Below are 24467 nucleotides of genomic sequence, written 5' to 3'. Positions count from 1 at the left end.
TCAGCCCCGCGCCACCGCCCGGCGGTAGAGGTGCCAGCTGGCATGGCCCAGCACCGGCATCACCACCGCAAGCCCAAGGAACGCGGGCAGCGCCCCCAGCACCAGACTTGTCGCCACGATCAGCCCCCAGACGGCCACCGTCCGGGGGTTTTCGCGCGCGACCCGGACCGAGGTGACGACGGCAACGGGAAGCCCCGGATCGCGGTCCAGGAGCATCGGGAACGACACCACGCTGATCGACAGCACCAGCGCGGCAAAGACGAAGCCCGTCGCCGTGCCGATCACGATCATCGCCCAGCCAGCGCCGGTCGTGAGCGTCTCGGTCAGAAAGGCGCCAAGGCTTGCCGGGGGCTCCGGCCCCAGCGTCGCGGCGTAAATGTATTGCGCCGCCAGCATCCAGATCAGGAACAGGCCCAGCAGCGCGATGCCCAGCGTCACGATCGCGCCCAGCGCGGGTGCGCGCAGGACCGACAGCGCCGCATCCCAGCCCGCGGGCTGGCCCGCTTCGCGTCGGCGGCTCATCTCGTAAAGACCCACGGCCGCGAGTGGCCCGAGAAGGGCGAAGCCCGATACCAGCGGGAACACCAGCGGCAGGAGCCGGGCATCGAGGGCGGCCCAGACAAGTGCCAGGCCGATGACCGGGTAAAGCAGGCAGACCATCAGCGCGTCCGAGCGCAGTGCCAGGAAATCGTCGAGCCCCAGCCGCAGCGCCGCGCCCAGGTCCGCGGTCCCGATCTGCCGGACCTGCGGCGGGGTTGCGTCGCGGCTGCCCATGTGCGCAGCGCTCTCGGCGATGCCGTGGCCGGCAAGTCCCAGGCGGCGCACGCCCCAGCTGAGGGGATTTCCGATCGTCTTGACCATTTCAGTCCCTCCCGATTTCGGAATGTTCCGGGCGGATCGGAGGGCCGCAAGTCTTGCGTCATTCGCGGCCGGGTTAATCCGCCACGACCGAAGGCTAACACGGATCCCCGTCCGGTGGAGTGCAGATTTCCGTGAAGGCAGGGGGCGGCACGAAAAAGCCCCCGCGCAGGTCTGCGCGGGGGCCGGGAAAGGGGGCAGTGCCCGGGGTTACTGCGGAAGTTCGCCCTCGATGCCCTCGACATAGAAGTTCATGCCCAGCAGCGTGCCGTCGTCGGCCGTCTCGCCCTCGGCCAGCCAGGCGCTGCCGTCCTGCCGGTTGATCGGCCCGGTGAACGGGTGATACGCGCCCGAAGAGATCGAGTCCGCGATCGCCTGCGCCTCGGCCGCCACATCGTCGGGCATGTTCCGGAATTCGCCGATTTCGGTCATGCCCGATGCGATCCCGCCCCAGGTGTCGGTCGACGTCCAGGTGCCGTCCAGTACCGCCTGCGTCCGCTCGATATAGTAGGGCGCCCAATTGTCGATGATCGAGGAAAGCCGCGCGTTGGGGCCGAACTGCATCATGTCCGAAGCCTGGCCGAAGGCATAGATGCCCTGTTCCTCGGCGATGGTCATGGCGGCGGGGCTGTCGGTGTGCTGCATGATCACGTCGGCGCCCTGCTGGATCAGCGCGTTGGCGGCGTCCGCCTCTTTCGCCGGGTCGAACCAGGTGTTCGCCCAGACGATCTTGAACTGGACATCCGGGTTCGCCTTGCGCGCGGCGATGAAGGCCGCGTTGATGCCGCGCACCACTTCGGGGATCGGGAAGGAGCCGATATAGCCGATTATGTTCGACTTGGTCATGCGGCCCGCGATATGGCCGATCACGGCGCGTCCCTCGTAGAAGCGGCCCGAATAGGTCGCGACGTTGTCGGCGCGCTGGTAGCCGGTCGCATGTTCGAACTTCACTTCGGGGAACTGCTCGGCCACGCGCATCGTGGGGTTCATGAAGCCGAAGGAGGTGGTGAAGATCAGCCCGTGGCCCGACTGGGCAAGCTGGCGGATCGCACGCTCGGCGTCGGGGCCCTCGGGGATCGACTCGAGATAGGTGGTCTGCACCCGGTCGCCGAAATGGGCCTCGATCGCCTGCCGGCCCTGGTCGTGCTCGTAGGACCAGCCGTAGTCGCCCACGGGGCCGACATAGATGAAGCCAACCTTGAGCGGCTCGTGCCCGGCGGCGAGGCCGAGGCCGGGCGCCATCCCGGCGGCAGCGGCCGTGGCAAGCAGGGTTCTGCGGTTCAGTCTCATCCTTTGGTCTCCTTTTTGAGGGGGGATTTATGCGTCTTCGATACGAGTGCGGCCGAGATCAGGGCCGTGGGCACGGCGATCACGCCAAGACCGATCAGCAGGACCAGGCCGGTGAAGATCCGCCCGCCCGCCGTCACGGGATAGATGTCGCCATAGCCCACCGTGGACAGCGTGGCCACAGCCCACCACATGGCGTGGGGCACGGATCTGAACAGCTCCGGCTGGGCCTGATGTTCGAAATGATAGATGCCGATGGAGGCGAGGATCAGCAGGAACAGCGTCATCACGAGGAACACGACAAGCTGTTCGCGGATCTCGGTCAGCACCTCGACCAGGTTGTCCACGGCGTGGGCCACGCGCATCAGCTTGAGGATGCGCGCAAGCTGGATCAGGCGCAGGATGCGCGCCGCGACCATCTCGGCCCCGGGCAGCAGAAGCGCCGGCAGGAACGCCAGCAGATCGACGATGCCCCAGAAGCTGAACACATAGCCCAGCCGGCGCGGTGCCGCGTAAAGCCTGAGGGCGTAGTCGGCGGCGAAGATGCCCACGACCGTCAATTCGAAACGGTAGAGCGCCGTGCCCGTCGCAGGTGGCAGGTCGGGCAGGGTGGAGATGACATAGCTCGCCACTGCAAGCACGATCAGCGCATGCATGGACAGGGTGTAGCGCCGGCCCCATTCCGGGTCGATGCCGTCGAGGATGCGGTGCAGTCGCTCGCGCATCGGCCCGCACCCCCATCAGGCCGTGCGCACGAAGACGCGCCCCAGCGAGGCCGGGGCGTTCAGGTTCGCACGCAGCCGGTCGGCCGACATGACGACGAGCACGAGGATGGTGCACAGATAGGGCGCCATCGACAGGTACTGGGTCTGGATCGAGACCGGGTAAACCAGCGCGAGCGCCCCCATCGCCAGCGTCCCGAGCCAGAGCGGGGCCATGGCACGGCGCTGCGCCTTCATGGTGACATGCACCGAGAGCAGCAGCAGCGCGAGGACCAGCAGCCAGAGCGGCGTGATGCCCGCCGCCTGAAGGTTGAGTTGCAGGATGGTGACGCCGCCGAACAGATAGGCGCCCAGCGCCACGCGCCCCGGCCGCCACATCCCGAAAACGACGATCGCCAGCGCGATCCAGCCGGCGCCCGCGGTCATGCCCTCGGTCCATTGCGGCACGCGGATCAGGCTGAGCCCGGCGCCCCCCAGCCCCGCGCAGGCGCCGCCGAAGGCGATGGCGGCCAGCCGGATCCGGATCACGTCATAGCCCAGCGCGTGCGCCGCGTCATGGCCCTCGCCGCAGGCCCTGAGCACGAGGCCCGCCCGGCTGCGATAGAGAAACCACCAGATCCCCCCCAGCACCGCCAGCGCCAGGTAGGTGAGCAAATCGTGCGAGAACAGGATCGGGCCGATCACCGGGATGTCCGAGATCAGCGGGATGTCCAGCCGCGGAAAGGCCGGCGGCTTGATGCCCGAATAGGGCTGGCCGATCAGGGCGGCAAGCCCCAGCCCGAACAGCGTCAGCGCAAGCCCGGTCGCCACCTGGTTCGACAGCAGAAGCTGCGTCAGCACGCCGAAGATCAGCGAAAGCGCCGCCCCGGCCGCGGCGGCGGCGACAAGGCCCAGCAGCGGCGATCCGGTCTCGACCGCGATGGCGAAGCCGGCGATGGCGCCGATGATCGTCATGCCCTCGACGCCCAGGTTCAGCACGCCCGACTTCTCGACCACCATCTCGCCCAGCGACGCCAGCATCAGCGGCGTCGCCGCGGCGATGATCGACACGCTGAGCGATACCGGGTTCAGCCCGCCCGCGACGGCGAACACGATCAGGCCCAGGATCGCCGTCAGCGTCACGGCATGGGGTTTCAGGGGGATGAGGCGGTCCATCAATGCGCCCTCCGCACAAGCCTGAGCCGGTAGCGCGCCAGCACATCCAGCCCCAGCAGGAAGAACAGCAGCATCCCCTGGAACACCGATATGGCGGCCGCCGGGATCTGAAGCGTGAACTGCGCGGTCTCGCCGCCGATATAGGTCAGCGCCATCACGAGGCTTGCCAGCAGGATCCCCAGCGGATCGAGCCGCCCGAGAAAGGCCACGATGATCGCGGTAAAGCCGTAGCCGACCGGCAGGGACGGCACCAGCTGCCCCACCGGGCCCGCCGCCTCGAACAGGCCCGCCATGCCGGCCAGCGCCCCCGACAGGCCAAGACAGCCGGCGACCATCAGGCTGGTGTTGACGCCGGCAAAGCGCGCGGCCCTTGGCGCCGTGCCCATCAGCTTGACCTGGTAGCCGAAATTATGCGCATGCAGCAGCGCGTAGGCGGCGATGCCGATGCCCAGCGCCACCAGGATCCCGATATGGGCGCGGCTGCGTTCGATCAGGATGGGCAGCGTCGCGCTGTCGTGGAAGCGGCGGCTTTCGGGAAAGTTGAAGCCCGCCGGATCCCTGAGCGGCCCCGAGACCAGGGCCGACAGGAACAGATCGGCCACATAGACCAGCATCAGCGAGACGAGGATCTCGTTCGCGCCGAACCGGATGCGCAGGATCGCCGGGATCATCGCCCAGACGAAACCGCCCAGCGCGCCCGCCAGCGTCATCAGGGGCAGAAGCCAGATCCCCGGCGTGCCCCAGAACGCAAGCGCCACCGCGCCACCGGAGATGGCGCCGACGATGAACTGCCCCTCGGCGCCGATGTTCCATACCCCCGCGCGAAAGCCGAAGGACAGGCCGATCGCGATCATCGCGAGCGGTGCCGCCTTCACCAGCAGTTCGGTCCGGGAAAAGGGATCGAGGAAGGGATCGACGAAGATGATGCGGATCGCCTCGACCGGGTTCTTGCCGAGGGCCGCGAACAGAAGCCCGCCGGCGATCATCGTGGCGATCACCGCAAGGATCGGCGTGCCGACCTGCAGCAGGCGCGGCGTGCGGCTGCGCGGCTCAAGCGCCAGCATGGGCCACCTCCTGCGCGTCATCCGCCCCCATCCCGGCGCCGCCCATCATCAGGCCGATTTCCTCCAGCGTCAGCGATCCGGTGCGCTGCGGCGCCGACAGCCGGCCATGGAACAGCACGGCGAAGCTGTCCGAGATCTCCAGCAACTCGTCCAAGTCCTGGCTGATCACCAGTACCCCGGTGCCATTCGCGGCCAGGTCGCGCAGCGCGGTTCGGATGGTGGCCGCGGCATGGGCATCGACCCCCCAGGTCGGCTGGTTGACCACCAGCACCCGTGGCCGTTGCAGGATTTCGCGCCCGATCACGAACTTCTGCAGGTTTCCACCCGAGAGCGCACGCGCCTTGGTGGCGATGCCCGGTGTGCGCACGTCGAATTTCGACACGATGGCGCGGGCGAAATTGTCGGTGGACCCGCGCTTTATGAAACCGCGATAGTCCAGCAGCTGCCGCCGCCGCCCGGTAAGGTAGGCGTTTTCCGACAGGCTCAATTCGCCCGCCGCGGCATGGCCCAGCCGTTCCTCCGGGGCCGACAGAAGCCCCAGCTTCCGCCGACGGTTCGGCCCCGCGCGCCCGATATCCTCGCCCTCCAGGAACAGCGTTCCGGCAGGCACGCGTGTCTCTCCGTCAAGGACGCGCATCAGCTCTTCCTGGCCGTTGCCCGCGACCCCGGCGATGCCCAGCACTTCGCCTTCGCGCAGGCTGATGCTCAGGTTCTTCAGGCTGGTGCCGAAGGGATGCGCGGTCGGCACCGACAGGCCGCGCAGCTCCAGCAGGGTCGGGCCCGGCGTGAACAGGCGGGGCAGGGGCCGCACGAGTTCCAGCCCGATCATCATCTCTGCCAGCTGGCGCGCCGATTTCTCGGCGGGGCGGCATTCGCCCACCACCCGCCCCGAGCGCAGGATCGTCGCCCTGTCGCACAGCGCGCGGATCTCCTCCAGCTTGTGCGAGATGTAGAGGATCGCGACCCCCTCGGTGGCCAGCTTGCGCAGCGTGGCGAACAGCGTCGTCGCCTCCTGCGGGGTCAGAACGGATGTCGGCTCGTCCATGATCAGGATGCGCGGGTTCTGCAGCAGGCAGCGCACGATCTCGACGCGCTGCCGCTCGCCCACCGACAGGTCCCCCACCAGGCGCTCGGGGTCGAGCGGCAGGCCATAGGCATTGGCCACGTCGCGGATCTTGCGCACAAGCTCTGCCCGCCGCGGCGGGTCCGCCATGCCGAGTGCCACGTTCTCGGCCACGCTCAGCGCCTCGAACAGGGAGAAGTGCTGGAAGACCATCGACACGCCCGCGGCGCGCGCCGCCTGCGGGCCGCGCGGCTCGTAGAGGGTGCCGTCGATATACATCTCTCCCCGGTCCGGCGTGACCAGCCCGTAGATCGCCTTGACCAGCGTGGACTTGCCTGCGCCGTTCTCGCCCAGAAGCGCATGGATCTCGCCGCGGGCGACCTCGAAGGAGATGTCGGAATTGGCCAGCACGCCCGGATAGGCCTTGGTCAGACCGCGGATCGAGAGAAGCGCGCTCACGTCCCATGCCCCCTGTCGGTGATGCCGCTCTCACCGGCGGCGCTGCGCTCCCTCAGTAGCGCATGGATCACGCCGATCGCAATGGCCTGCGGCTCCTTGCCGAGGCCGGGATCACCGATCGGGCAGACAAGCTGCGCCAGCCGCTCCGGCGGATGGCCCAGCTCGCCCAGCCGCTTCAGGAACCGCGCCTTCTTGGTCTCCGACCCGATCAGCCCCAGCGACCCGAAGGGCCGCGACAGGATCCTGTGGCAGATCTCCAGGTCGAGCGCGTGGGAATAGGTCAGCACCAGGTGCCGCGCATCCCCGGGCGCAAGCGCCGCCGCATCCGGCATCCGCGCCGCCACCAGCATGTCGGCATGGGGCGGGACCGTGTCGGGAAACCGCGCGCGTGCCTCGTCCACCCAGGTCACCGCCAAGGGCAGCCCGTCCGTCGCGCCGACCAGGGCCCGCCCGACATGGCCGGCGCCCCAGATCCAGACCGGGGTCCGCGGCGCGCCCGCGGTTTCAAGGAACCAGTCGCCCACCAGCGCAGGCCGCGCCCCCAGCCCGGCGCGCGCCGCGCGCAGCATGCGGGCCACGGCAAGCGGCGGCTCTGCCGCGGGACCGGGCGCGACGGGCCGCGCGAACACGCCCTCGGCCGGGATTGCCGCCAGTTCCTCCGGACCGATACGCTCGATCAGCAGGCTCACCGCGCCGCCGCAGCATTGTCCCAGCGCCGGGCCCAGCGGATAGCGCTGCAACCTGCGGGCAAAGGGCGCGCCCGCGGCCAGAAGTCCGCGCGCGCGCAGGATGGCATCATGTTCCAGCGCGCCGCCCCCGATCGTGCCCGCGATGCCGTCGGGCCAGACCAGCATCGACGCTCCCGTCTCGCGCGGGGCCGATCCGGCGTGCTCGGCCACCACGACCCGCGCGAGCGTGCCATGGCGCGCGACCGCATCCGCAAGTTCCCGCCGGTCGAGGCTCATTCCCAGGCCCGCCCGCGCTGGGCATCCACCGCGCGCAGGATCCGCTCCGGCGTGGCAGGGGCGTCGAGCGACGGATAGAGACTGCCGTCGCCGCATTGCGCCACCGCATGCGACAGCGCCATCAGCGCCGAGATCCCCAGCATGAAGGGCGGCTCGCCCACCGCCTTGGATCGGTAGATCGTCTGCTCCCGGTTCTCGCCGTCCCAAAGCTCCACGTTGAAGACGCGCGGACGATCGCCGCAGGCCGGGATCTTGTAGGTCGACGGCGCGTGCGTCCTGAGCCGCCCCTTGTCGTCCCAGACCAGTTCCTCGGTGGTCAGCCAGCCCGCGCCCTGCACATAGCCGCCCTCGATCTGGCCGATGTCGATGGCCGGGTTCAGCGACTTTCCACAGTCATGCAGGATGTCGGCGCGGTCGATGCGGTACTCGCCGGTCAGCGTGTCGATGGTCACCTCGGTCACCGCCGCGCCGTAGGCGAAGTAGTAGAACGGGCGTCCACGCCCGGCGCGGCGGTCCCAGACGATGTCGGGCGTCGCGTAGAAACCGGTCGAGGACAGCGACACCCGGTTCGCATAAGCCGCCGCCACCACCTCCTCGAAGGGCAGCACGCGGCTGCCCAGGTCCACCCCCTCGGGGACGAAGCGGATCTCGGCCCGCTCCGCCTGCCAGTGGCGCGCCGCGAAATCGGCCAGCCGGTCGCGGATCGTCTCGCAGGCGGCCTTGCAGGCCATGCCGTTCAGATCCGACCCCGAAGAGGCGGCGGTGGCCGATGTGTTGGGCACCTTCGTCGTGTCGGTCGCGGTGATCTTCACGCTGCCAAGCGGCCGGGCAAACACCTCGGCCGCGACCTGCGCGACCTTGGTGTTCAGCCCCTGGCCCATCTCTGTCCCGCCATGGTTCAGGTGGATCGAGCCGTCGGAATAGACATGCACCAGCGCGCCCGCCTGGTTCAGATGCGTCAGCGTGAAGGATATCCCGAACTTGACCGGGCTCAGCGCGATGCCGCGCTTGAGCACCGGGCTCGCGCGGTTCCACGCCTCGATTGCCGCGCGCCGCGCCGCGTAGTCGGAACGCTCCGCCAGCCGGTCCACCAGCGCGTTCACGATGCAGTCGGTCACGGGCATGTGGTAGGGGGTCAGCTGCCCCGCCTTCCACTTTCCCGAAATATCCCCGCCGGAGGCATCCGGCGCCGCCACCGGCGCATCCGCATAGAAATTGACGCGCCGCACCTCCAGCGGATCGCGGCCCAGCGCATGGGCGATGTGGTCCATCACCCGCTCGATCCCCAGCATCCCCTGCGGCCCGCCAAAGCCGCGAAAGGCGGTCGCGCTCTGGGTGTTGGTGATCAGGCGGTGCGACACGATCCGCACCTTGGGCAGCCAGTAGGCGTTGTCGGCATGCAGCATCGCCCGGTCGGCCACCGGCAGGGTCAGGTCCTGCGACCAGCCGCCCCGGCAATACTGGCGGAACTCGATCCCGAGGATGCGGCCCTCGTCGTCCACCCCCGCGCGATAGTCGATGCGGAAATCGTGGCGCTTGCCGGTGATGATGAAATCGTCGTCGCGGTCGTAGCGCATCCGGGCCGGCCGTTTGAGCCTGTGCGCGACCACGGCGCAGGCCACCGCCAGCGCGTTGCCCTGGCTTTCCTTGCCGCCAAAGCCGCCGCCCATGCGCCGCACCTCGGACCGGACCGCGGCGTAAGGCACGCCCAGCGCATGGGCCACCTTGTGCTGGATTTCCGTGGGGTGCTGGGTCGAACTTACGACATGGATCTCGCCGCCCTCGCCGGGCAGGGCGAGCGCCGCCTGCCCCTCGAGGTAGAAATGCTCCTGCCCGCCCATCGCGATCGTCCCCTCGATCCGGTGCGGGGCGGTGGCGATGGCGGGGTCCGGGTCGCCGCGCTCATGGGTGACCGGCGGTTCGAATTCGCGGCTTGCTGCCAGCGCGTCCTCGATGGTCAGGACCGGGGTGTCCGCGTCGATCTCGAACCGGGCGAGGCGCGCGGCCTTGCGCGCCGCAAGATGGCTTTCCGCCACCACCAGGAACACCGGCTGGCCCAGGTAATGCACCCGGTCCGTCGCCAGCAGCGGCTCGGGCCAGGGCGAGGGCGAGACGTCGTTCTCGTGCGGCAGGTCCGCGGCCGTCAGCACGTCGATCACGCCGGGCGCGGTGCGGACCGCCGACAGGTCCATGCCGCGCAGCGTTCCGTTGGCCTGCGGCGAGGTGCCGAAGGCCAGGTGGACGGTATCGACCGGCACCGGCAGGTCGTCGGTGTAGCGCGCGGCCCCCGTGACATGGAGCGTGGCGCTGTCGTGCGCCGTGGGGCGATGGACGCTCATGCCGCCCCCCGCCCGACCAGCCGGGTCCGCGTGCCACGATCCTCATGATACGCGCGCAAAAGCATGTTCTGCGCGGCCCTCAGCCTGTAGCCCGCCGAGGCGCGCATGTCGGACAAGGGCGTGAAATCGAGCGCGAAGGCGCCCTGCGCGGAACGCACCGTCGCTTCCTCCCAGGGGTGTCCGACAAGCGCCGCCTCGACATGGGCCGCCCGTTTCGGGATGCCCGCCATGCCGCCGAAGGCGATGCGCGCCGCGTTCACATGGCCGTCCTCGATCGTGATGCTGAAGCAGCCGCACACGGCCGAGATGTCCTGGTCGAAGCGCTTGGACAGCTTGTAGCAGCGCAGCCGGTCGGGCTGGGCCGGGATGTGGATGCTTTCGACGAACTCGCCCGGCCGCCGGTCCTGTTTCCCGTAGTCGAGGAAGAAATCCTCCAGCGGAAGCGTCCGCCGTTCGGCGCCGCGCCGCAGCGTCAGGCTTGCGCCCTGCGCGATCAGCGCCGGTGGGCCGTCCCCGATGGGCGAGCCGTTCGCGATGTTGCCGCCGATGGTGGCGGCGTTCCTGACCTGCACCGATCCGTAGCGGCGGATCAGCTCGGCGAAATCCGGGTGTCGCGCGGCCATGACGCCGCGCAGCCGCGACAGGGTGACGCCCGCGCCGATCGTGATGCCCGCGGCATCCGTCTCGATCCGCTGCAGCGCTTCCAGCCGGTGGAGGAAGGCGACAGGCGCGAGGGTGCGCAGCTGCTTGGTGACCCACAGCCCGACATCGGTCGCCCCCGCGACGAGCGTCGCCTCGGGGTGCGCTTCGTACCAGGCGGCAAAGGCGTCGAGATCGTCGGGCAGATACGCCTGCCCGCCCTGGAGATCGCCACGTTGGCCGAGCGCCGCGAGTGCCGCGGTCTCGTCCTTCTCCCAGGCCGGCCGCGGCGCTTCTGCCGCGGCGTCGGCCGCGCGGATGATCGGGGCATAGCCCGTGCAGCGGCACAGGTTGCCGGCCAGCACGTCGTCGAAATCCCGCCGCCCGTCGCGATGCGCGGTATAGAGCGACATCACCACCCCCGGCGTGCAGAAGCCGCATTGCGAACCGTGATGTTCTACCATCGCCTGCTGGACCGGGTGCAGCGCCCCGTCGGGTGCGGCGATGCCCTCGACCGTGCGCACCGCCTTGCCGTGCAACTGGGGCAGGAACAGGATGCAGGCGTTCAGCGCCCGGTGGACGAGCTGGCCGTTCTCCAGCGCCGAGACGGTGACCGTGCAGGCGCCGCAGTCGCCTTCGTTGCAACCTTCCTTCGTGCCGGACAGGCGGCGCGTCTCGCGCAGCCAGTCGAGCAGGGTGCGCGTGGGGTCCATGACCCTTTCGCGCACGGTTTCTCCGTTCAGAAGAAACGCGATTTCCATTCGGACAACCCGCCGCCTTCTCTGCCGTTCCGCCTGTCTGCGTGCGCGGCCCGATGCGGCGTAAAGCCGGGCACACGGCGGTTTTGACCAATTGGTAGAAAAGCGTGGATCGGGCCGTTTGGCAAGCCTTCCCTGAACCGCCCGGGGGCTGTCCGCATGGCCAGCGCCGGATGCCTCCGGCGGGGATATTTGAAGAAAGTGGAAGGCCTGGGGGGCGGGCTTGACTTGGGGGGCGCGGCGGCGTCTGGATCGGGGCATGTCCGAACCACGATTCATCCATCTTCGCGTTCATTCCGCCTATTCGCTTCTGGAAGGGGCGATCCAGGTCAAGGCGCTGCCGGCCTTGGCGGCGAAGGCGCAGATGCCCGCCGTCGCGGTGACCGACAGCGGCAACCTGTTCGCGGCGCTGGAGTTTTCCGAGGCGGCGGCCAAGGCGGGCATACAGCCGATCATCGGCTGCCAGATGCCGGTCCTGAGCGAGACGGCCGGGCCCGCCGCACGCCCCAACGAGTTCCCCAAACCCCGCCCTGTCGTCCTGCTGGCGCAGGACGAGGCGGGCTACATGAACCTGATGAAGCTGACCAGCCGCTACTACCTGGGCAGCGGAGACCTGCCGCCGCATGTGACGCTGGAGGACCTGGCGGCCAATGCCGAGGGGCTGATCTGCCTCACGGGCGGCGCCGAGGGGCCGCTCGGCACCCCGATCGCAGCCGGCCAGGGGCCTGCCGCGCGCGCCCTGCTGGAGCGGTTGGCCGGGATCTACGGCGACCGGCTCTATGTCGAGATCCAGCGCCATCCCGAGGGTGGCGCGCGGCGCACGCCGCTGGAGACCGCGACCGAGCCGGGCATGGTGGAGCTGGCCTACGCGCTCGACCTGCCGCTGGTCGCCACCAACGACGTGCATTTCGCCGAGCCTTCGATGTACGAGGCCCATGATGCGCTGATCTGCATTGCCGAGGGGGCCTATGTCGACCAGACCGCGCCGCGCCGGAAGCTGACCGACCAGCACCATTTCAAGTCGCAGGACGAGATGGTGAAGCTGTTCGACGACCTGCCCGAGGCCGTCGCGAACACCGTCGAGATCGCCCGGCGCTGCGCCTATCGCGCCCGGACGCGCGATCCGATCCTGCCGCGCTTTGCCGAGAACGAGGTGGACGAGTTGCGCCGGCAGGCGGTCGAGGGGCTGAAGGCGCGGCTTGCGGTCATCCCCCACGCGGCGCCCGTCGAGGAGTACGAGAAGCGGCTCGAGTTCGAGCTGGGCATCATCGAGGGGATGGGCTTTCCCGGCTATTTCCTGATCGTCGCCGATTTCATCAAGTGGGCGAAGGAGCACGACATCCCGGTCGGGCCGGGCCGCGGGTCGGGGGCGGGCAGCCTTGTCGCCTATGCGCTGACCATCACCGACCTGGACCCGCTGCGCTATTCGCTGCTGTTCGAGCGCTTCCTGAACCCCGAGCGCATCTCGATGCCGGATTTCGACATCGACTTCTGCATGGACCGCCGCGAGGAGGTCATCCATTACGTCCAGGAGAAATACGGCCGCGACCGGGTGGCGCAGATCATCACCTTCGGCGCGCTGCTGTCCAAGGCCGCGGTGCGCGACGTGGGCCGCGTGCTGCAGATGCCCTATGGCCAGGTGGACCGGCTCTCGAAGCTGATCCCGGTCGAGGGGGTGAAGCCCGTCTCGATCGGCAAGGCGCTGACCGACGAGCCGCGCCTGCGCGAGGAGGCCCGCCGCGAGGAGGTGGTGGGCCGGATGCTCGACTATGCCGAAAAGGTCGAGGGGCTGCTCAGGAACGCCTCGACCCATGCCGCGGGCGTGGTGATCGGCGACCGGCCGCTGGTGGAGCTTGTGCCGCTCTACAAGGATCCGCGCTCGGACATGCCGGCCACCCAGTTCAACATGAAATGGGTTGAGCAGGCGGGGCTTGTGAAGTTCGACTTCCTCGGCCTCAAGACGCTGACGGTGATCCAGAACGCGCTGGACCTGCTGAAGCCGCGCGGCATAGAGGTGGATATCGGGGCGATCCCGCTGGACGACGCGAAGACCTACGAGGTCTATGCGCGGGCCGAGACGGTCGCGGTGTTCCAGGTGGAAAGCTCGGGCATGAAGGATGCCCTGCGGCAGATGAAGCCCGACTGCATCGAGGACATCATCGCGCTGGTGGCCCTTTATCGCCCCGGCCCGATGGAGAACATCCCCAAGTTCTGCCGCGTGAAGAACGGGCTGGAGGAGCGCGAGTCGATCCATCCGCTGATCGACGGCATCCTCGACGAGACGCAGGGCATCATCGTCTACCAGGAGCAGGTGATGGAGATCGCCCGCAAGATGGCGGGCTACTCCCTTGGCGGCGCCGACATGCTGCGGCGCGCGATGGGCAAGAAGATCCAGGAGGCGATGGACGCCGAGCGCCCCAAGTTCCTGGACGGCGCGAAGGCGAACGGCGTCGACGAGGCCAAGGCGCTGGAGGTCTGGAACCTTCTCGACAAGTTCGCCAATTACGGTTTCAACAAGTCCCACGCCGCCGCCTATGCGGTGGTCAGCTACCAGACGGCCTGGCTGAAGGCGAATTACCCGGTCGAGTTCATGGCCGCGGTGATGAACTGCGATATCCACCTGACCGACAAGCTGAACGTCTACAAGCAGGAGGTGGACCGGCTCGGCATCGAGATGATCCCGCCCTGCGTGAACCGGTCCGAGGCGACATTCTCGGTCAGCGAGGGGCGGATCGTCTATGCGCTGGGCGCGCTGAAGAACGTGGGCGTCGAGGCGATGCGCCTGATCACCGCCGCGCGCCAGGAGGGTGGGCGGTTCCGCGACATCTTCGACTTTGCCCGGCGGGTGGATCTGAAGCGCGTGGGCAAGCGCCCGCTCGAGATGCTGGCGCGGGCCGGCGCCTTCGACGGGCTCGACGCGAACCGCCGCAAGATGTTCGAGAACCTCGACCGGCTGGTGGCCTTCTCGGCCGCGGCGCACGAGGACCGCGCCTCGGCGCAGATCTCGATGTTCGGGGACGGCGGCTCGGAATTGCCGGTGCCGCGTCTTTCCGAGCCGGAGGACTGGCTGCCCACCGAGCGCCTGGGCCAGGAGCACCAGGCGGTGGGGTTCTACCTGTCTGGCCATCCGCTGGACGACTACCTCGGGCCGCTCAAGCGGCAGCGCGTGCTGACCCTGGCCGAGTTGTCGGAAAAGGTGAAATCCGGCCCGCAGGCCGCCAAGATCGCCGGCGCCGTCGCCGCCCGGCAGGAGCGCAAGTCGGCCCGCGGCAACCGCTTCGCCTTTGTCCAGCTGTCGGACCCGACCGGGCTTTACGAGGTCACGGTGTTCTCGGACACGCTGGAGGCCGCGCGCGACCTGCTGGAGCCGGGCACCAACGTGGTGCTGACGGTCGAGGCGACGCTGGAGAGCGACCAGATGAAGCTGCTCGCACGCGGGGTGCAGTCGGTCGATGACGCGGTCGCGGGCGCGGCGCCAGCAGGGCTGCGCATCTTTCTCAACGATGCTGCCGCCATTCCTTCGGTTGCGACGCGGCTGATGGAGGCGGCGGCGGCGCGCGCGCGGGGCGCGGGGCCGGTGAACCTGGTGCTGATGTCGCCCGACCTGCCCGGCGAGGTGGAGGTGACGCTGCCCGACCGCTACCCGGTCACGCCGCAGATCCGCGGCGCCATCAAGCATGTGCCAGGCGTTGCCCATGTCGAGGAATTCTGATCCCCGGCCCGGGCGCGGGGCCTGAAATGCTGCGCGTCTCCGAAAGCGTCACGATCGCGGACTGGGAACTGACGGAAAGCTTCGTGCGGGCCTCGGGCCCCGGTGGGCAGAACGTCAACAAGGTCGCGACCGCGGTGGAGTTGCGCTTCGAGGCGGCGCGTTCCCCGCACCTGGCGCCCGCGGTCAAGGCACGGCTGAAGCGCCTTGCGGGAAGCCGCTGGACGAAGGAGGGCGCCATCCTGATCCAGGTGGACACCCATCGCAGCCAGGCCCGCAACCGCGAGGAGGCGCGCGAAAGGCTGGCGGCGCTGATCGCCAAGGCGCTGGTCGCGCCGAAAAAGCGGGTGCCGACGCGGCCCACGCTCGGCTCGAAGCGCCGCCGGCTGGAGGCCAAGACCCGGCGCGGGGCCGTCAAGCGCCTGCGTGGCACCGTCGAGGAGGAGTGAGCCGGGCCCCGCACCGGCGGCGGCCCGGCCCATCACGTTCGTGCGACCTGCGGCGATCAGTTGCCGCCGCGCGGGCCCAACCGTTCGCCCCGCGGGGCGCGATCCTCGGCATTCAGCACGCCGTCGCCGTTGCGGTCGAAGCGGGCCACCAGGCCCGAGGTATCCGCGCCGAATTCCGCGACCGTGACGCTTCCGTCGCCATCGTCGTCATGGGCCTGGAACCGGTCCACCATCCGCTCGCGCATCGCATCGAGCCATAGCGCCTCGTATTCGGCGAGGTCGAGCACCCCATTCCCGTCGGTATCGAACCGGGCAAGGCGATCCGCTCGCGCGGTGTCGATCTCTTCCTGGCTGACGCTTCCGTCGCCGTTCCCGTCATGGGCCTCGATCAGCCGCTGTCCGGCGCGGCCCGCGCCGCGTGGTCCGTCATGGTGGCCCATGGCGTGACCGCCGCCATGCCCCCCGCGCCATCCGTCGCGGTCCTGCGCGACCGCGATCCCGACCATCGCCAGCGTCAGGGCGGTTGCGCCGAGAAGGGCGCCGATCCGATGTTTTCGCATGTGTTTCATCCTCTGATGGGCCGCCGCGGCCCGGTTGACGGAAGTGAAACGCAGGCGCTGCGAGGTTCCGTCGCGCGGCTTGCCAATTTTCCGCCTGCGGGGCAGTGTGCGGCTCCATCGCAAGCCACGGGAGAGCCCTGCCATGAAGACACGTGCCGCCATTGCAACCCGGGCCGGAGCCCCCCTCGAAATCGCCGAAGTCGAACTCGATGGACCCCGCGCCGGCGAGGTGCTGGTCGAGATCAAGGCCACGGGCATCTGCCACACCGACGAGTTCACGCTGTCGGGCGCGGACCCCGAAGGCATCTTCCCGGCGATCCTCGGTCACGAGGGGGCCGGCGTCGTGGTCGAGGTGGGCGAGGGCGTGAAATCGCTCAAGCCCGGCGATCACGTGATCCCGCTCTACACCCCCGAATGCCGGGAATGCGAATACTGCCTCAACCCCAAGACCAACCTCTGCCAGTCGATCCGCTCGACGCAAGGGCAGGGCCTGATGCCCGATGGCAGCTCGCGGTTCCGCACGCTCGATGGCGACCCGATCTTTCACTACATGGGCACGTCCACCTTCTCGAACTTCACCGTGGTGCCCGAGATCGCGCTGGCCAGGATCCGCGAGGACGCGCCCTTCGACAAGGTCTGCTACATCGGCTGCGGCGTGACCACCGGCATCGGCGCGGTGATCAACACCGCCAAGGCCGAGATCGGCTGCCGGGCCATCGTCTTCGGCCTTGGCGGCATCGGGCTCAACGTGATCCAGGGTCTGCGGCTTGCGGGCGCGGACCAGATCGTCGGCGTGGATCTGAACCCCGCCAAGAAGGCGATGGCCGAACGCTTCGGCATGACCCATTTCGTGAACCCGGCGGAAGTCGAGGGCGACCTCGTGCCGTACCTGGTGAACCTGACCAGGGGCGGCGCGGACTACACCTTCGATGCCACGGGCAACGTCAAGGTGATGCGCACCGCGCTCGAATGCGCCCACAAGGGCTGGGGCGAGAGCATCATCATCGGCGTGGCACCCGCCGGGGCCGAGATTTCCACCCGGCCCTTCCAGCTGGTCACGGGGCGGTCGTGGCGCGGCACCGCCTTCGGCGGCGCGCGCGGGCGCACGGACGTGCCGAAGATCGTCGACTGGTACATGGAGGGCAAGATCGAGATCGATCCGATGATCACCCACACCATGCCGCTCGAGGACATCAACAAGGGCTTCGACCTGATGCATGCGGGCGAAAGCATCCGGTCGGTGGTGCTCTATTGACCTGCGCGGCACGGGATGCGGCGGTGGCCTCCGGCGGGGATGTTTTCAGGAAAGTGGAAGCCCGCAGGGGGCCGACGCCCCGGGGCGCTTCGGCCCGGGGCGCCTTCCACTTTCACGGTCATCGGCGTCCCCGCCTGTACAGTGCCGCCAGCAAGGCCCGCGTTTACTTAACGGCGCGTTACCGCCTTCCACTTTCTTCAAATATCCCCGCCGGAGGCAGTGCACCGCTTGCCACCGGCGCAACTTCCGGAGTGGCTTGCAATGGCTGATGCGGCAACACCGCTGCTTGCGGTACTGATCGATGCGGACAACACCTCTCACAAGCATGCCGGCGCCATCTTCGAGGAGATCGCGACGCTGGGCGAGGCGAGCGTGCGCCGTATCTACGGTGATTTTTCGTCTCCTGCGATGAAGGGGTGGTCCGGCGCCCAGGCGGGACTGGGCATCGTTCCGCACCACCAGCCTGCCAACACCGTCGGCAAGAACGCGTCCGACATCGCGCTGGTGATCGACGCGATGGACCTGCTGCATTCGGGCCGCTTCGACGGCTTCGTGCTGGTCAGTTCCGACAGCGATTTCACCCGGCTGGCCCAGCGCATCCGCGAGCAGGGAAAGGACGTCTACGGTATCGGGCAGAAGAAGACGCCCGAGGCCTTCCGGATGGCCTGCAAGCGCTTCATCTACATCGAGAACCTTGGCGTGACCGAAGAGGCCCCGGCGGCCGAGGCGCAGGCCCGCAAGGAACCGCTCGCGCGTGGCGAGCAACTGGTGCGCAACGCGCTTTCCGACGTCGAGGACAGCGAGGGCTGGGCGGAACTGGGGCGGGTCGGCATGCAGCTTTCGCAGCGCTACCCTGATTTCGATCCGCGCAGCTACGGGCACCGCAAGCTTTCTGACCTGATCGGTGCCACCGCGCGCTTCGAGATACGGTCCGAGGGCAATGCGCATTACATCCGGCTTCTGCCGAAGAAGGGGAAAGCGACGCGATGAGCCTGCGCATTCGGCCTGCGTCGCCAGGCGACGACGACATTCTCTGGCAGATGCTGGAGCCGGTGTTCCGCAAGGGCGAGTCCTTTTGCCGTGCGACCGACGTGGACCGCGCCGGCGGGCTCGACTACTGGCAGCGCGGGCATGACGTGTTCATCGCCGAGGAGGATGGCCGCGTCGTCGGTTCCTACTATATCGGGCCGAACCAGCAGGGCGGCGGGGCGCATGTCTGCAATTGCGGGTACCTGACGGCGCAGGACGCGCAGGGACGGGGCATCGCGCGGCGTCTGCTCGAGGCATCGCTGGAAGAGGCGCGGTCGCGCGGCTACCGCGCCATGCAGTTCAACTTCGTGATCGCGACCAACACCCGCGCCGTGGCGACGTGGTCGGCGTATGGCTTCGAGACGGTGGGCCGGCTGCCCGGCGCCTATCGCCGCCCGGGCGGGGAGTTCGTGGACGCGCTGGTCATGTACAAGACGCTCTGAGCGCGCGATGACCGACGTCTTCCTGCAAACGACCCCGTTCTTCCTGCTGATCGCCTGCGGATACGGCGCGGCGCGGGTTGGCCTGTTCCGGGGCGAGGCGGTGGTCAGCCTGACGAAGTTCGTCTTCTACTTCGCGCTGTCGGCGATGCTGTTCAACTTCGCCTCGCGGCTGGACGTGGCCGAGGTGTTCAACATCGATCTCGCGGCTGCCTATTTCATCCCGACCCTGGTGCTGTACCTGGTCGTCGCCTTTGCCGCGCTCAGGCGCGGCACCGGTCTGGCCGAGGCGGCTATCGAGGCGCAGTGCGGCGTGATCGGCAATGTAGGCTTCCTGGGCCTGCCGATGCTGGCGCTGTTGCTGGGCGACCGGGCGGCGGGGCCGATGCTGGTCATGCTGTCGATCGACATGATCTTCTTCGGCTCGCTGGTGGTCATGCTGATCGTGGGCTCGCGGCAGGGGGGGGCGAACCTCGCGCTGGTGGGCGCGCTGGTCATGGGGCTTCTGAAGAACCCGATGATCGTCTCGATCAGTGCCGGTCTTGCGTGGTCGGCCTGGAACCTGCCGATGCCGGGGCCGGGGCGGGAGTTCCTGGTGATGCTGGGGGCCGCCGCCACGCCCTGCGCGCTGTTCGCGATCGGGGCGTCGCTGGCCGACAAGTCGGCCGAACGGGTGTCCGTCGCGCTGTGGCTGAGCTTCGTGAAGCTGGTGGCCCATCCGCTGGCCGTGGGGCTGGTGGCATGGTACGGCTTCGGCCTGCCCTGGCAGGTGGTCGGCGTGATGATCGCCGCCTCGGCGATGCCTACGGCGGGAAACGTGTATATCGTGGCGCAACATTACCGGGTCGCGCCGATGCGGGCCTCCTCGACGATCCTCGTCTCGACGCTGATCGGCGTGGCGACCCTGACTGCGGTGATCGATTTCGTGAACTGAAGGAGTGGCCGATGAAGACCGTGAGCGAGACCCGTTGCTTCGAGGGTGTGCAGGGCGTCTATTCCCACGCCTCGGACGCCTGCGGTTGCGACATGACCTTCGCGCTCTACCAGCCGCCCCAGGCGCGCACGCATCCCGTGCCTGTGCTGTGGTACCTGTCGGGGCTGACCTGCACCCATGAGAACGCCATGACCAAGGCGGGTGCGCAGGCCTGGGCGGCGCAGCACGGGGTCGCGGTGGTCTTCCCCGACACTTCCCCCCGTGGCGAGGGGGTGGCGGATGACGCGGCCTATGACCTTGGCCAGGGCGCGGGGTTCTATGTCGATGCGACGGAAGCCCCCTGGGCGCCGCATTTCCGGATGTGGAGCTATATCACCGACGAGTTGCCGCGGATCCTGTTCCGCAACTTCGACCTGGAAGAGGGATGCCAGGCGATCACCGGGCATTCCATGGGCGGGCACGGTGCGCTGACCATCGCCGCGCATTTCCCCGAGCGGTTCCGTTCCGTCTCGGCCTTTGCGCCGATCGCCAATCCCACCGGATCGGACTGGGGGCGCAAGCAGCTTTCGGCCTATCTTGGCGCGGACGAGGCGCGCTGGGCCGCGCATGATGCAAGCCTGCTGATCCGCGAGCGGGGCCTGCCGATGCCGCTGCTGGTCGATCAGGGCACGGCCGACGATTTCATCGACCTTCTGAAGCCCGAGGCGCTGGCCGCGTCCATCGCCGAGCGGCGCCAGCCGGCGGTACTGCGGATGCAGGACGGCTATGACCACAGCTATTTCTTCGTGGCGAGCTTCATGGCCGATCACATGGCCTTTCACGCCGAGGCGCTGTTCGCGTGACCGTCTATGTCGATGCCGATGCCTGCCCGGTGAAGGCCGAGGCGCAGCGTGTCGCGGCGCGCCACCGCGTTCCGCTTGTGCTGGTCTGCAATGGCGGCATCCGCCCCGTGCCCGATCCGTTGGTCCGCGTGGTCGTGGTCCCCGACGGGCCGGACGAGGCGGACAAGTGGATCGCAGCACAATCGGGGCCGGGCGATGTCTGCGTGACTGCCGACCTGCCGCTGGCCGCGCGCTGCATAGAGCGGGGTGCGCAGGTCGTCACCCATGACGGCGAGGTGCTTGACGGCCGCAACATCGGGCCCAGGCTGGCGACCCGCGACCTGATGTCGGATCTGCGGGCGTCCGACCCCTTTCTCCAGGGGCGCGGGCGCCCCTTTTCCAAGGCGGACCGAGCGCGGTTCCTTGAAAGTCTCGACCGGGCGCTGCGGCGGGCAACAGCCTAGCGCAGCGCGTGGGCGGCGAAATACGCGTCGCCTTCGCTGGCCAGCAGGCTGACCGCGCGCGCCCCTTCCATCCACAGCGCCCGGTGCCCCGGTTCGCTGGGCGGGCCGAGTTCGAGGCCGGGGCGGCACAGGAAGACGTGGCAGATCTTGCGCGCCCAGAGATCGTATTCCGGCATGTAGGTGAAGCGCTGGTAGACGCCCATCCGGCGCACCACCCGCAGCCGCCAGCCGGTTTCCTCCAGGCTTTCGCGGTGCAGCGCCTCGAGCGGGGTTTCGCCCGGGTCGATGCCGCCGCCGGGAAGCTGTATCTCGGGCCGTGGGGCCGACTGTTCCGTCACCAGAAGCCGGTCGCCCTGCCGGATCACCGCATAGGCGCCGGGGCGTTCGATGTAGCGGATGCCGGGGCGGGGCGGGGTGCCGAAACGTCTCATGCGCCTCTCATGCGCCAGCCGGGCGGGCGGTGCAAGCGGGTGCGCCTACCAGTGCGGCGGCTTCTGGTCGGCCAGCGGAACGGTCCCGCCGGCATCGTGTTCGGCTTCGGCGGCGCGCATCATCAGCAGGGTGACGCGCCGGGTCAGGCGGTCGATCTCGTCGCCCTGGCGACGGACCAGTTCGGACAGGTCCTCGATGGTGGCGGCCTGGTGGGCGAGCGCCTCCTCGATGGCGGTCAGACGGGGGTCGGACATGGGGCACCTCCTGCGCGGGTTCCGTCGGTCCTGCTTTCCACGGCCGGGCCGTCGGGGCAAGGGTCGGGCGATTCGCGATTGACAGACCCGGCCCCGGCCTGTTTCGTCCGGCGCGCCCGTTCGGGGCAGGACGGGGGGAGAGGATGAGCCTGGATCAGCGCGCGCTTCGGGATGCCCTCGGTTGCTTTGCGACCGGCGTGACCGTGGTCACCACCATGACCCCGGAGGGGCCGCTGGGGATCACTGCGAACAGCTTCGCGTCGGTTTCGCTCGATCCGCCGCTGGTGCTGTGGTCGCCCGCGCGTCGTTCATCGCGCTTTCCGGCCTTCGAGGCGGCGACCCATTTCGCGATCCATGTCCTGGCCGAGGACCAGCTTGCGCTGGCCCAGCGTTTCGCCAGGGCGGGCCGGGATTTCGCGGGACTTGCCCTGGCCGCGGGGCTTGGCGATGCGCCGCTGCTGGACGGATGCGCCGCGCGGTTCGAATGCGCCCATGCGGCCGGACACGATGCCGGCGATCACCTGATCGTCGTGGGAGAGGTGCTGCGCCTGATCCGATCCGACCGGCGCCCCCTGCTGTTTCACGAGGGGCGCTACAGCAAAATCGGCACCGCCGTTCAGCGGTAGAAGATGTTGCCGCCCAGCGCCACGGTGCGGCGAAGGCTTGCGAACCAACCGGGCTTCATCCAGCCGGCATGGAAGAAGAGCGCGCCGTTGGTGACATCCTCTTCGGGGTTGGCCAGCACCACCGTGGTCGCCTGGGTCGCGGTCTGAAGCTTCACCTTGTCGGCAAAGACCTCGGGCCGGCCGTCGCAGCGGTAGGAGAACTGGCAGCGGCCCTGCGCCTGCCCATCGGCGACGACGCCACACACGGAATTGGGGAAGCGCGGATCCTCGGCACGGTTCAGGATCACGTTGGCCACGGCCCGCTGCCCGTCGATGCTGTCGGCCGCGGCTTCGTGGTAGATGGCTTCCAGCAGGCACTGGAAGTCCTGGTCGGAATAGGTGGAACTGGTGGAAAGGCGGGTCACTTCGGCATCGGAACCGTCGCCGGGGGCCATCGTGGTGCAGGCGGAAACTGCCAGGATGGCTGCCAGCGCAGCAAGGCGCGTTGTGATCTGTCGCATCCGGAAACCGTGATTCTGTTGCTCTCAGCCGCGACTTATCGGGGGCGGCCGGCGCATGCGGCAACCTTCGAAATCCGCGCCCGGCCCGATCGGCGCGATCCCGCCGCACCGCCCCGGCGCTTGCCCCGGCGGGGGCGCTGCGATAGGACACGCGCGATTACCAGCACCAAGGGGCTTTCATGGGCCAGAAGAACGCCAAGCCGCAGCGCCCGAAGGCGATCCAGCCGCGCGGCTTCCGGGACTATTTCGGCGCCGAGGTGGCCGAGCGGAACGCCATGCTGGGCGAGATCTGCAAGGTCTATGAAAGCTACGGCTTCGACCCCCTTGAGACGAGCGCCATCGAGACGCTGGACGCGCTGGGCAAGTATCTGCCCGACGTGGACCGGCCCAACGCCGGCGTCTTTGCCTGGACCGACGAGGACGAGGACTGGCTTGCGCTGCGCTACGACCTGACCGCGCCGCTGGCCCGTGTCTATGCCCAGTATCGCAACGACCTGCCCAGCCCCTATCGCCGCTACGCGGTCGGCCCCGTCTGGCGCAACGAGAAGCCGGGGCCGGGGCGGTTCCGGCAGTTCTACCAGTGCGACGCCGACACGGTGGGCGCGCCGACCGTCGCGGCGGACGCCGAGATCGCGGTGATGCTGACCGACACGCTCGAGGCGGTGGGCATCCCGCGCGGCGACTATGTGGTTCGGATCAACAACCGCAAGGTGCTGAACGGCGTGATGGAGGCGGCGGGCGTGCTGGACCCGTCGGACCCCGACCGCCACGAGCATGAGCGCGGCATCGTGCTGCGCGCGATCGACAAGCTGGACCGGCTGGGCACGGACGGCGTGCGCGCGCTTCTGGGCAAGGGGCGCAAGGACGCCTCGGGGGATTTCACCGAAGGTGCGGGGCTGTCGGACGATCAGGCCGCGGTCATCATGGCCTTCATGGATGCGCGTCGCGAGGATGGCGCGGCGACGCTGCGCGCGCTGGCCGACCTGGTGGGTGTGTCGGAGGTCGGGCGCGAGGGCGTGGCCGAGCTTGAGACCATCGCCGCATTGGTTGCTGCGCGCGGCGTGGGCGAGGACCGCGTGATGCTCGACCCGTCCGTGGTGCGCGGCCTTGGCTATTACACCGGGCCGGTGTTCGAGGCGGAGCTGACCTTCGACATCTTCGACGAGAAGGGCCGCAAGCGGCAGTTCGGCAGCGTTTCGGGCGGCGGGCGTTATGACGGGCTGGTCAAGCGTTTCACGGGGCAGGCGGTGCCGGCGACCGGCATCTCGATCGGCGTGGACCGGCTTCTTGCCGCGCTGCGCGAGAAGGGGCGCGCGGGCGGTGCGCTGCCGGGGCCGGTGGTGGTCACGGTGATGGACCGCGACCGGATGGCCGATTACCAGGCGATGGCGGCGGAGCTGCGGGCGGCGGGCATCCGCGCCGAGGTGTTCCTCGGCAACCCGGGCAATTTCGGCAAGCAGCTCAAATATGCGGACGCCCGGCAAAGCCCGGTCGCGGTGATCGAGGGTCCGGACGAAAAGGCGCGGGGTGTCGTGCAGATCAAGGATCTGGCGCTGGGCGCGCGGCTGGCCGCCAACATCGAGACCCATGACGACTGGAAGGCGCAACCGGCGCAGATGGAGATTGCCCGCGCCGACCTGGTGGACCAGGTGCGCGGGATGATCGCCCGGGCACAGGCCGGCTGA

The 24467-nt window shown here is 68.9% G+C and carries 23 protein-coding genes; 10 read left to right on the top strand and 13 right to left on the bottom strand.

All coding sequences use genetic code 11. The features are described from left to right. The 9 genes from HMH01_RS12755 to xdhA form a co-directional block, all read right to left on the bottom strand. Window positions 1-861 (bottom strand): DUF2189 domain-containing protein, encoded by an 861-nt coding sequence (locus HMH01_RS12755; RefSeq protein WP_171326132.1) that lies wholly within the window; start codon window positions 859-861, stop codon window positions 1-3. A 207-nt stretch (window positions 862-1068) separates the two neighbouring features. Then, entirely contained in the window at window positions 1069-2148 is a 1080-nt protein-coding gene (locus HMH01_RS12750; protein WP_171326130.1) for a BMP family ABC transporter substrate-binding protein, read from the bottom strand. Continuing rightward, window positions 2145-2870 carry an ion transporter gene (locus tag HMH01_RS12745; protein WP_171326128.1) on the bottom strand — a complete coding sequence of 242 codons (726 nt, stop codon included), beginning with the start codon at window positions 2868-2870 and terminating at the stop codon, window positions 2145-2147. The genes HMH01_RS12750 and HMH01_RS12745 overlap by 4 nt, the downstream gene beginning before the upstream one ends. Before the next feature lie 15 nt (window positions 2871-2885). After that, window positions 2886-4022 (bottom strand): ABC transporter permease, encoded by a 1137-nt coding sequence (locus HMH01_RS12740; RefSeq protein ID WP_171326126.1) that lies wholly within the window; start codon window positions 4020-4022, stop codon window positions 2886-2888. Continuing rightward, window positions 4022-5086 (bottom strand): ABC transporter permease, encoded by a 1065-nt coding sequence (locus tag HMH01_RS12735; protein ID WP_171326124.1) that lies wholly within the window; start codon window positions 5084-5086, stop codon window positions 4022-4024. The genes HMH01_RS12740 and HMH01_RS12735 overlap by 1 nt, the downstream gene beginning before the upstream one ends. After that, complete coding sequence (locus HMH01_RS12730; protein ID WP_171326122.1) at window positions 5073-6608, bottom strand: ATP-binding cassette domain-containing protein; 1536 nt, start codon at window positions 6606-6608, stop codon at window positions 5073-5075. Before HMH01_RS12730 ends, HMH01_RS12735 begins: the two co-directional genes overlap by 14 nt. Then, entirely contained in the window at window positions 6605-7573 is a 969-nt protein-coding gene (gene xdhC / locus HMH01_RS12725) for a xanthine dehydrogenase accessory protein XdhC (RefSeq protein ID WP_171326120.1), read from the bottom strand. The genes HMH01_RS12730 and xdhC overlap by 4 nt, the downstream gene beginning before the upstream one ends. Further along, on the bottom strand, window positions 7570-9912 hold the full coding sequence (xdhB, locus tag HMH01_RS12720) for a xanthine dehydrogenase molybdopterin binding subunit (RefSeq protein ID WP_171326118.1): 2343 nt from the start codon (window positions 9910-9912) through the stop codon (window positions 7570-7572). Before xdhB ends, xdhC begins: the two co-directional genes overlap by 4 nt. Further along, on the bottom strand, window positions 9909-11312 hold the full coding sequence (gene xdhA, locus HMH01_RS12715; protein WP_171326117.1) for a xanthine dehydrogenase small subunit: 1404 nt from the start codon (window positions 11310-11312) through the stop codon (window positions 9909-9911). Before xdhA ends, xdhB begins: the two co-directional genes overlap by 4 nt. A gap of 256 nt (window positions 11313-11568) precedes the next feature. Here xdhA and dnaE point away from each other — a divergent pair, with 256 nt between their 5' ends. Then, window positions 11569-15021 carry a DNA polymerase III subunit alpha gene (gene dnaE / locus HMH01_RS12710; protein ID WP_171326115.1) on the top strand — a complete coding sequence of 1151 codons (3453 nt, stop codon included), beginning with the start codon at window positions 11569-11571 and terminating at the stop codon, window positions 15019-15021. 26 nt (window positions 15022-15047) lie between these two features. Further along, a complete protein-coding gene (gene arfB, locus HMH01_RS12705; protein WP_171326113.1) occupies window positions 15048-15467 on the top strand; it encodes an alternative ribosome rescue aminoacyl-tRNA hydrolase ArfB in 420 nt (139 codons plus the stop codon). Between the two features lie 56 nt (window positions 15468-15523). Here arfB and HMH01_RS12700 read toward each other — a convergent pair whose 3' ends face one another. Beyond that, a complete protein-coding gene (locus HMH01_RS12700) occupies window positions 15524-16027 on the bottom strand; it encodes an EF-hand domain-containing protein (RefSeq protein WP_171326111.1) in 504 nt (167 codons plus the stop codon). Between the two features lie 142 nt (window positions 16028-16169). Between HMH01_RS12700 and HMH01_RS12695 the strand changes: the two genes are divergently transcribed. The 6 genes from HMH01_RS12695 to HMH01_RS12670 all read left to right on the top strand — a co-directional run bounded on the left by HMH01_RS12695 (window position 16170) and on the right by HMH01_RS12670 (window position 20970). Then, window positions 16170-17282 (top strand): S-(hydroxymethyl)glutathione dehydrogenase/class III alcohol dehydrogenase, encoded by a 1113-nt coding sequence (locus HMH01_RS12695; RefSeq protein WP_171326110.1) that lies wholly within the window; start codon window positions 16170-16172, stop codon window positions 17280-17282. A gap of 261 nt (window positions 17283-17543) precedes the next feature. Beyond that, entirely contained in the window at window positions 17544-18272 is a 729-nt protein-coding gene (locus HMH01_RS12690; protein WP_171326108.1) for an NYN domain-containing protein, read from the top strand. Further along, the gene (locus HMH01_RS12685) at window positions 18269-18754 is read left to right on the top strand and encodes a GNAT family N-acetyltransferase (protein ID WP_171326107.1); all 486 of its coding nucleotides are present in this window, start codon (window positions 18269-18271) and stop codon (window positions 18752-18754) included. The genes HMH01_RS12690 and HMH01_RS12685 overlap by 4 nt, the downstream gene beginning before the upstream one ends. A 7-nt stretch (window positions 18755-18761) precedes the next feature. After that, window positions 18762-19685, top strand: a complete 924-nt coding sequence (locus HMH01_RS12680) for an AEC family transporter (protein WP_171326105.1) — start codon at window positions 18762-18764, stop codon at window positions 19683-19685. A gap of 11 nt (window positions 19686-19696) precedes the next feature. Next, window positions 19697-20527: an S-formylglutathione hydrolase gene (gene fghA, locus HMH01_RS12675; protein ID WP_171326103.1), complete on the top strand. Its 831-nt coding sequence runs from the start codon at window positions 19697-19699 to the stop codon at window positions 20525-20527. Then, entirely contained in the window at window positions 20524-20970 is a 447-nt protein-coding gene (locus tag HMH01_RS12670) for a YaiI/YqxD family protein (RefSeq protein WP_171326102.1), read from the top strand. The genes fghA and HMH01_RS12670 overlap by 4 nt, the downstream gene beginning before the upstream one ends. Here HMH01_RS12670 and HMH01_RS12665 read toward each other — a convergent pair. Next, window positions 20967-21401, bottom strand: a complete 435-nt coding sequence (locus HMH01_RS12665; protein WP_171326100.1) for an NUDIX domain-containing protein — start codon at window positions 21399-21401, stop codon at window positions 20967-20969. The two genes, HMH01_RS12670 and HMH01_RS12665, sit on opposite strands and share 4 nt — an antisense overlap. A 45-nt stretch (window positions 21402-21446) precedes the next feature. After that, the gene (locus tag HMH01_RS12660) at window positions 21447-21656 is read right to left on the bottom strand and encodes a SlyX family protein (protein ID WP_171326098.1); all 210 of its coding nucleotides are present in this window, start codon (window positions 21654-21656) and stop codon (window positions 21447-21449) included. A 143-nt stretch (window positions 21657-21799) separates the two neighbouring features. Between HMH01_RS12660 and HMH01_RS12655 the strand changes: the two genes are divergently transcribed. Further along, a complete protein-coding gene (locus HMH01_RS12655) occupies window positions 21800-22282 on the top strand; it encodes a flavin reductase family protein (RefSeq protein ID WP_171326097.1) in 483 nt (160 codons plus the stop codon). On the opposite strand, the gene HMH01_RS12650 is transcribed toward HMH01_RS12655, so the two are convergent. Continuing rightward, window positions 22273-22782, bottom strand: coding sequence for a cell wall hydrolase (locus HMH01_RS12650; RefSeq protein ID WP_171326095.1), 510 nt, complete (start codon window positions 22780-22782; stop codon window positions 22273-22275). The genes HMH01_RS12655 and HMH01_RS12650 overlap by 10 nt on opposite strands. A gap of 179 nt (window positions 22783-22961) precedes the next feature. Between HMH01_RS12650 and hisS the strand changes: the two genes are divergently transcribed. Beyond that, complete coding sequence (hisS, locus tag HMH01_RS12645) at window positions 22962-24467, top strand: histidine--tRNA ligase (RefSeq protein ID WP_171326093.1); 1506 nt, start codon at window positions 22962-22964, stop codon at window positions 24465-24467.

It is taken from the genome of Halovulum dunhuangense (assembly GCF_013093415.1).
Classification (GTDB): domain Bacteria; phylum Pseudomonadota; class Alphaproteobacteria; order Rhodobacterales; family Rhodobacteraceae; genus Halovulum; species Halovulum dunhuangense.
Note: the sequence above shows the minus strand (reverse complement) of the source record. Positions and strands in the feature narration are given on the sequence as shown.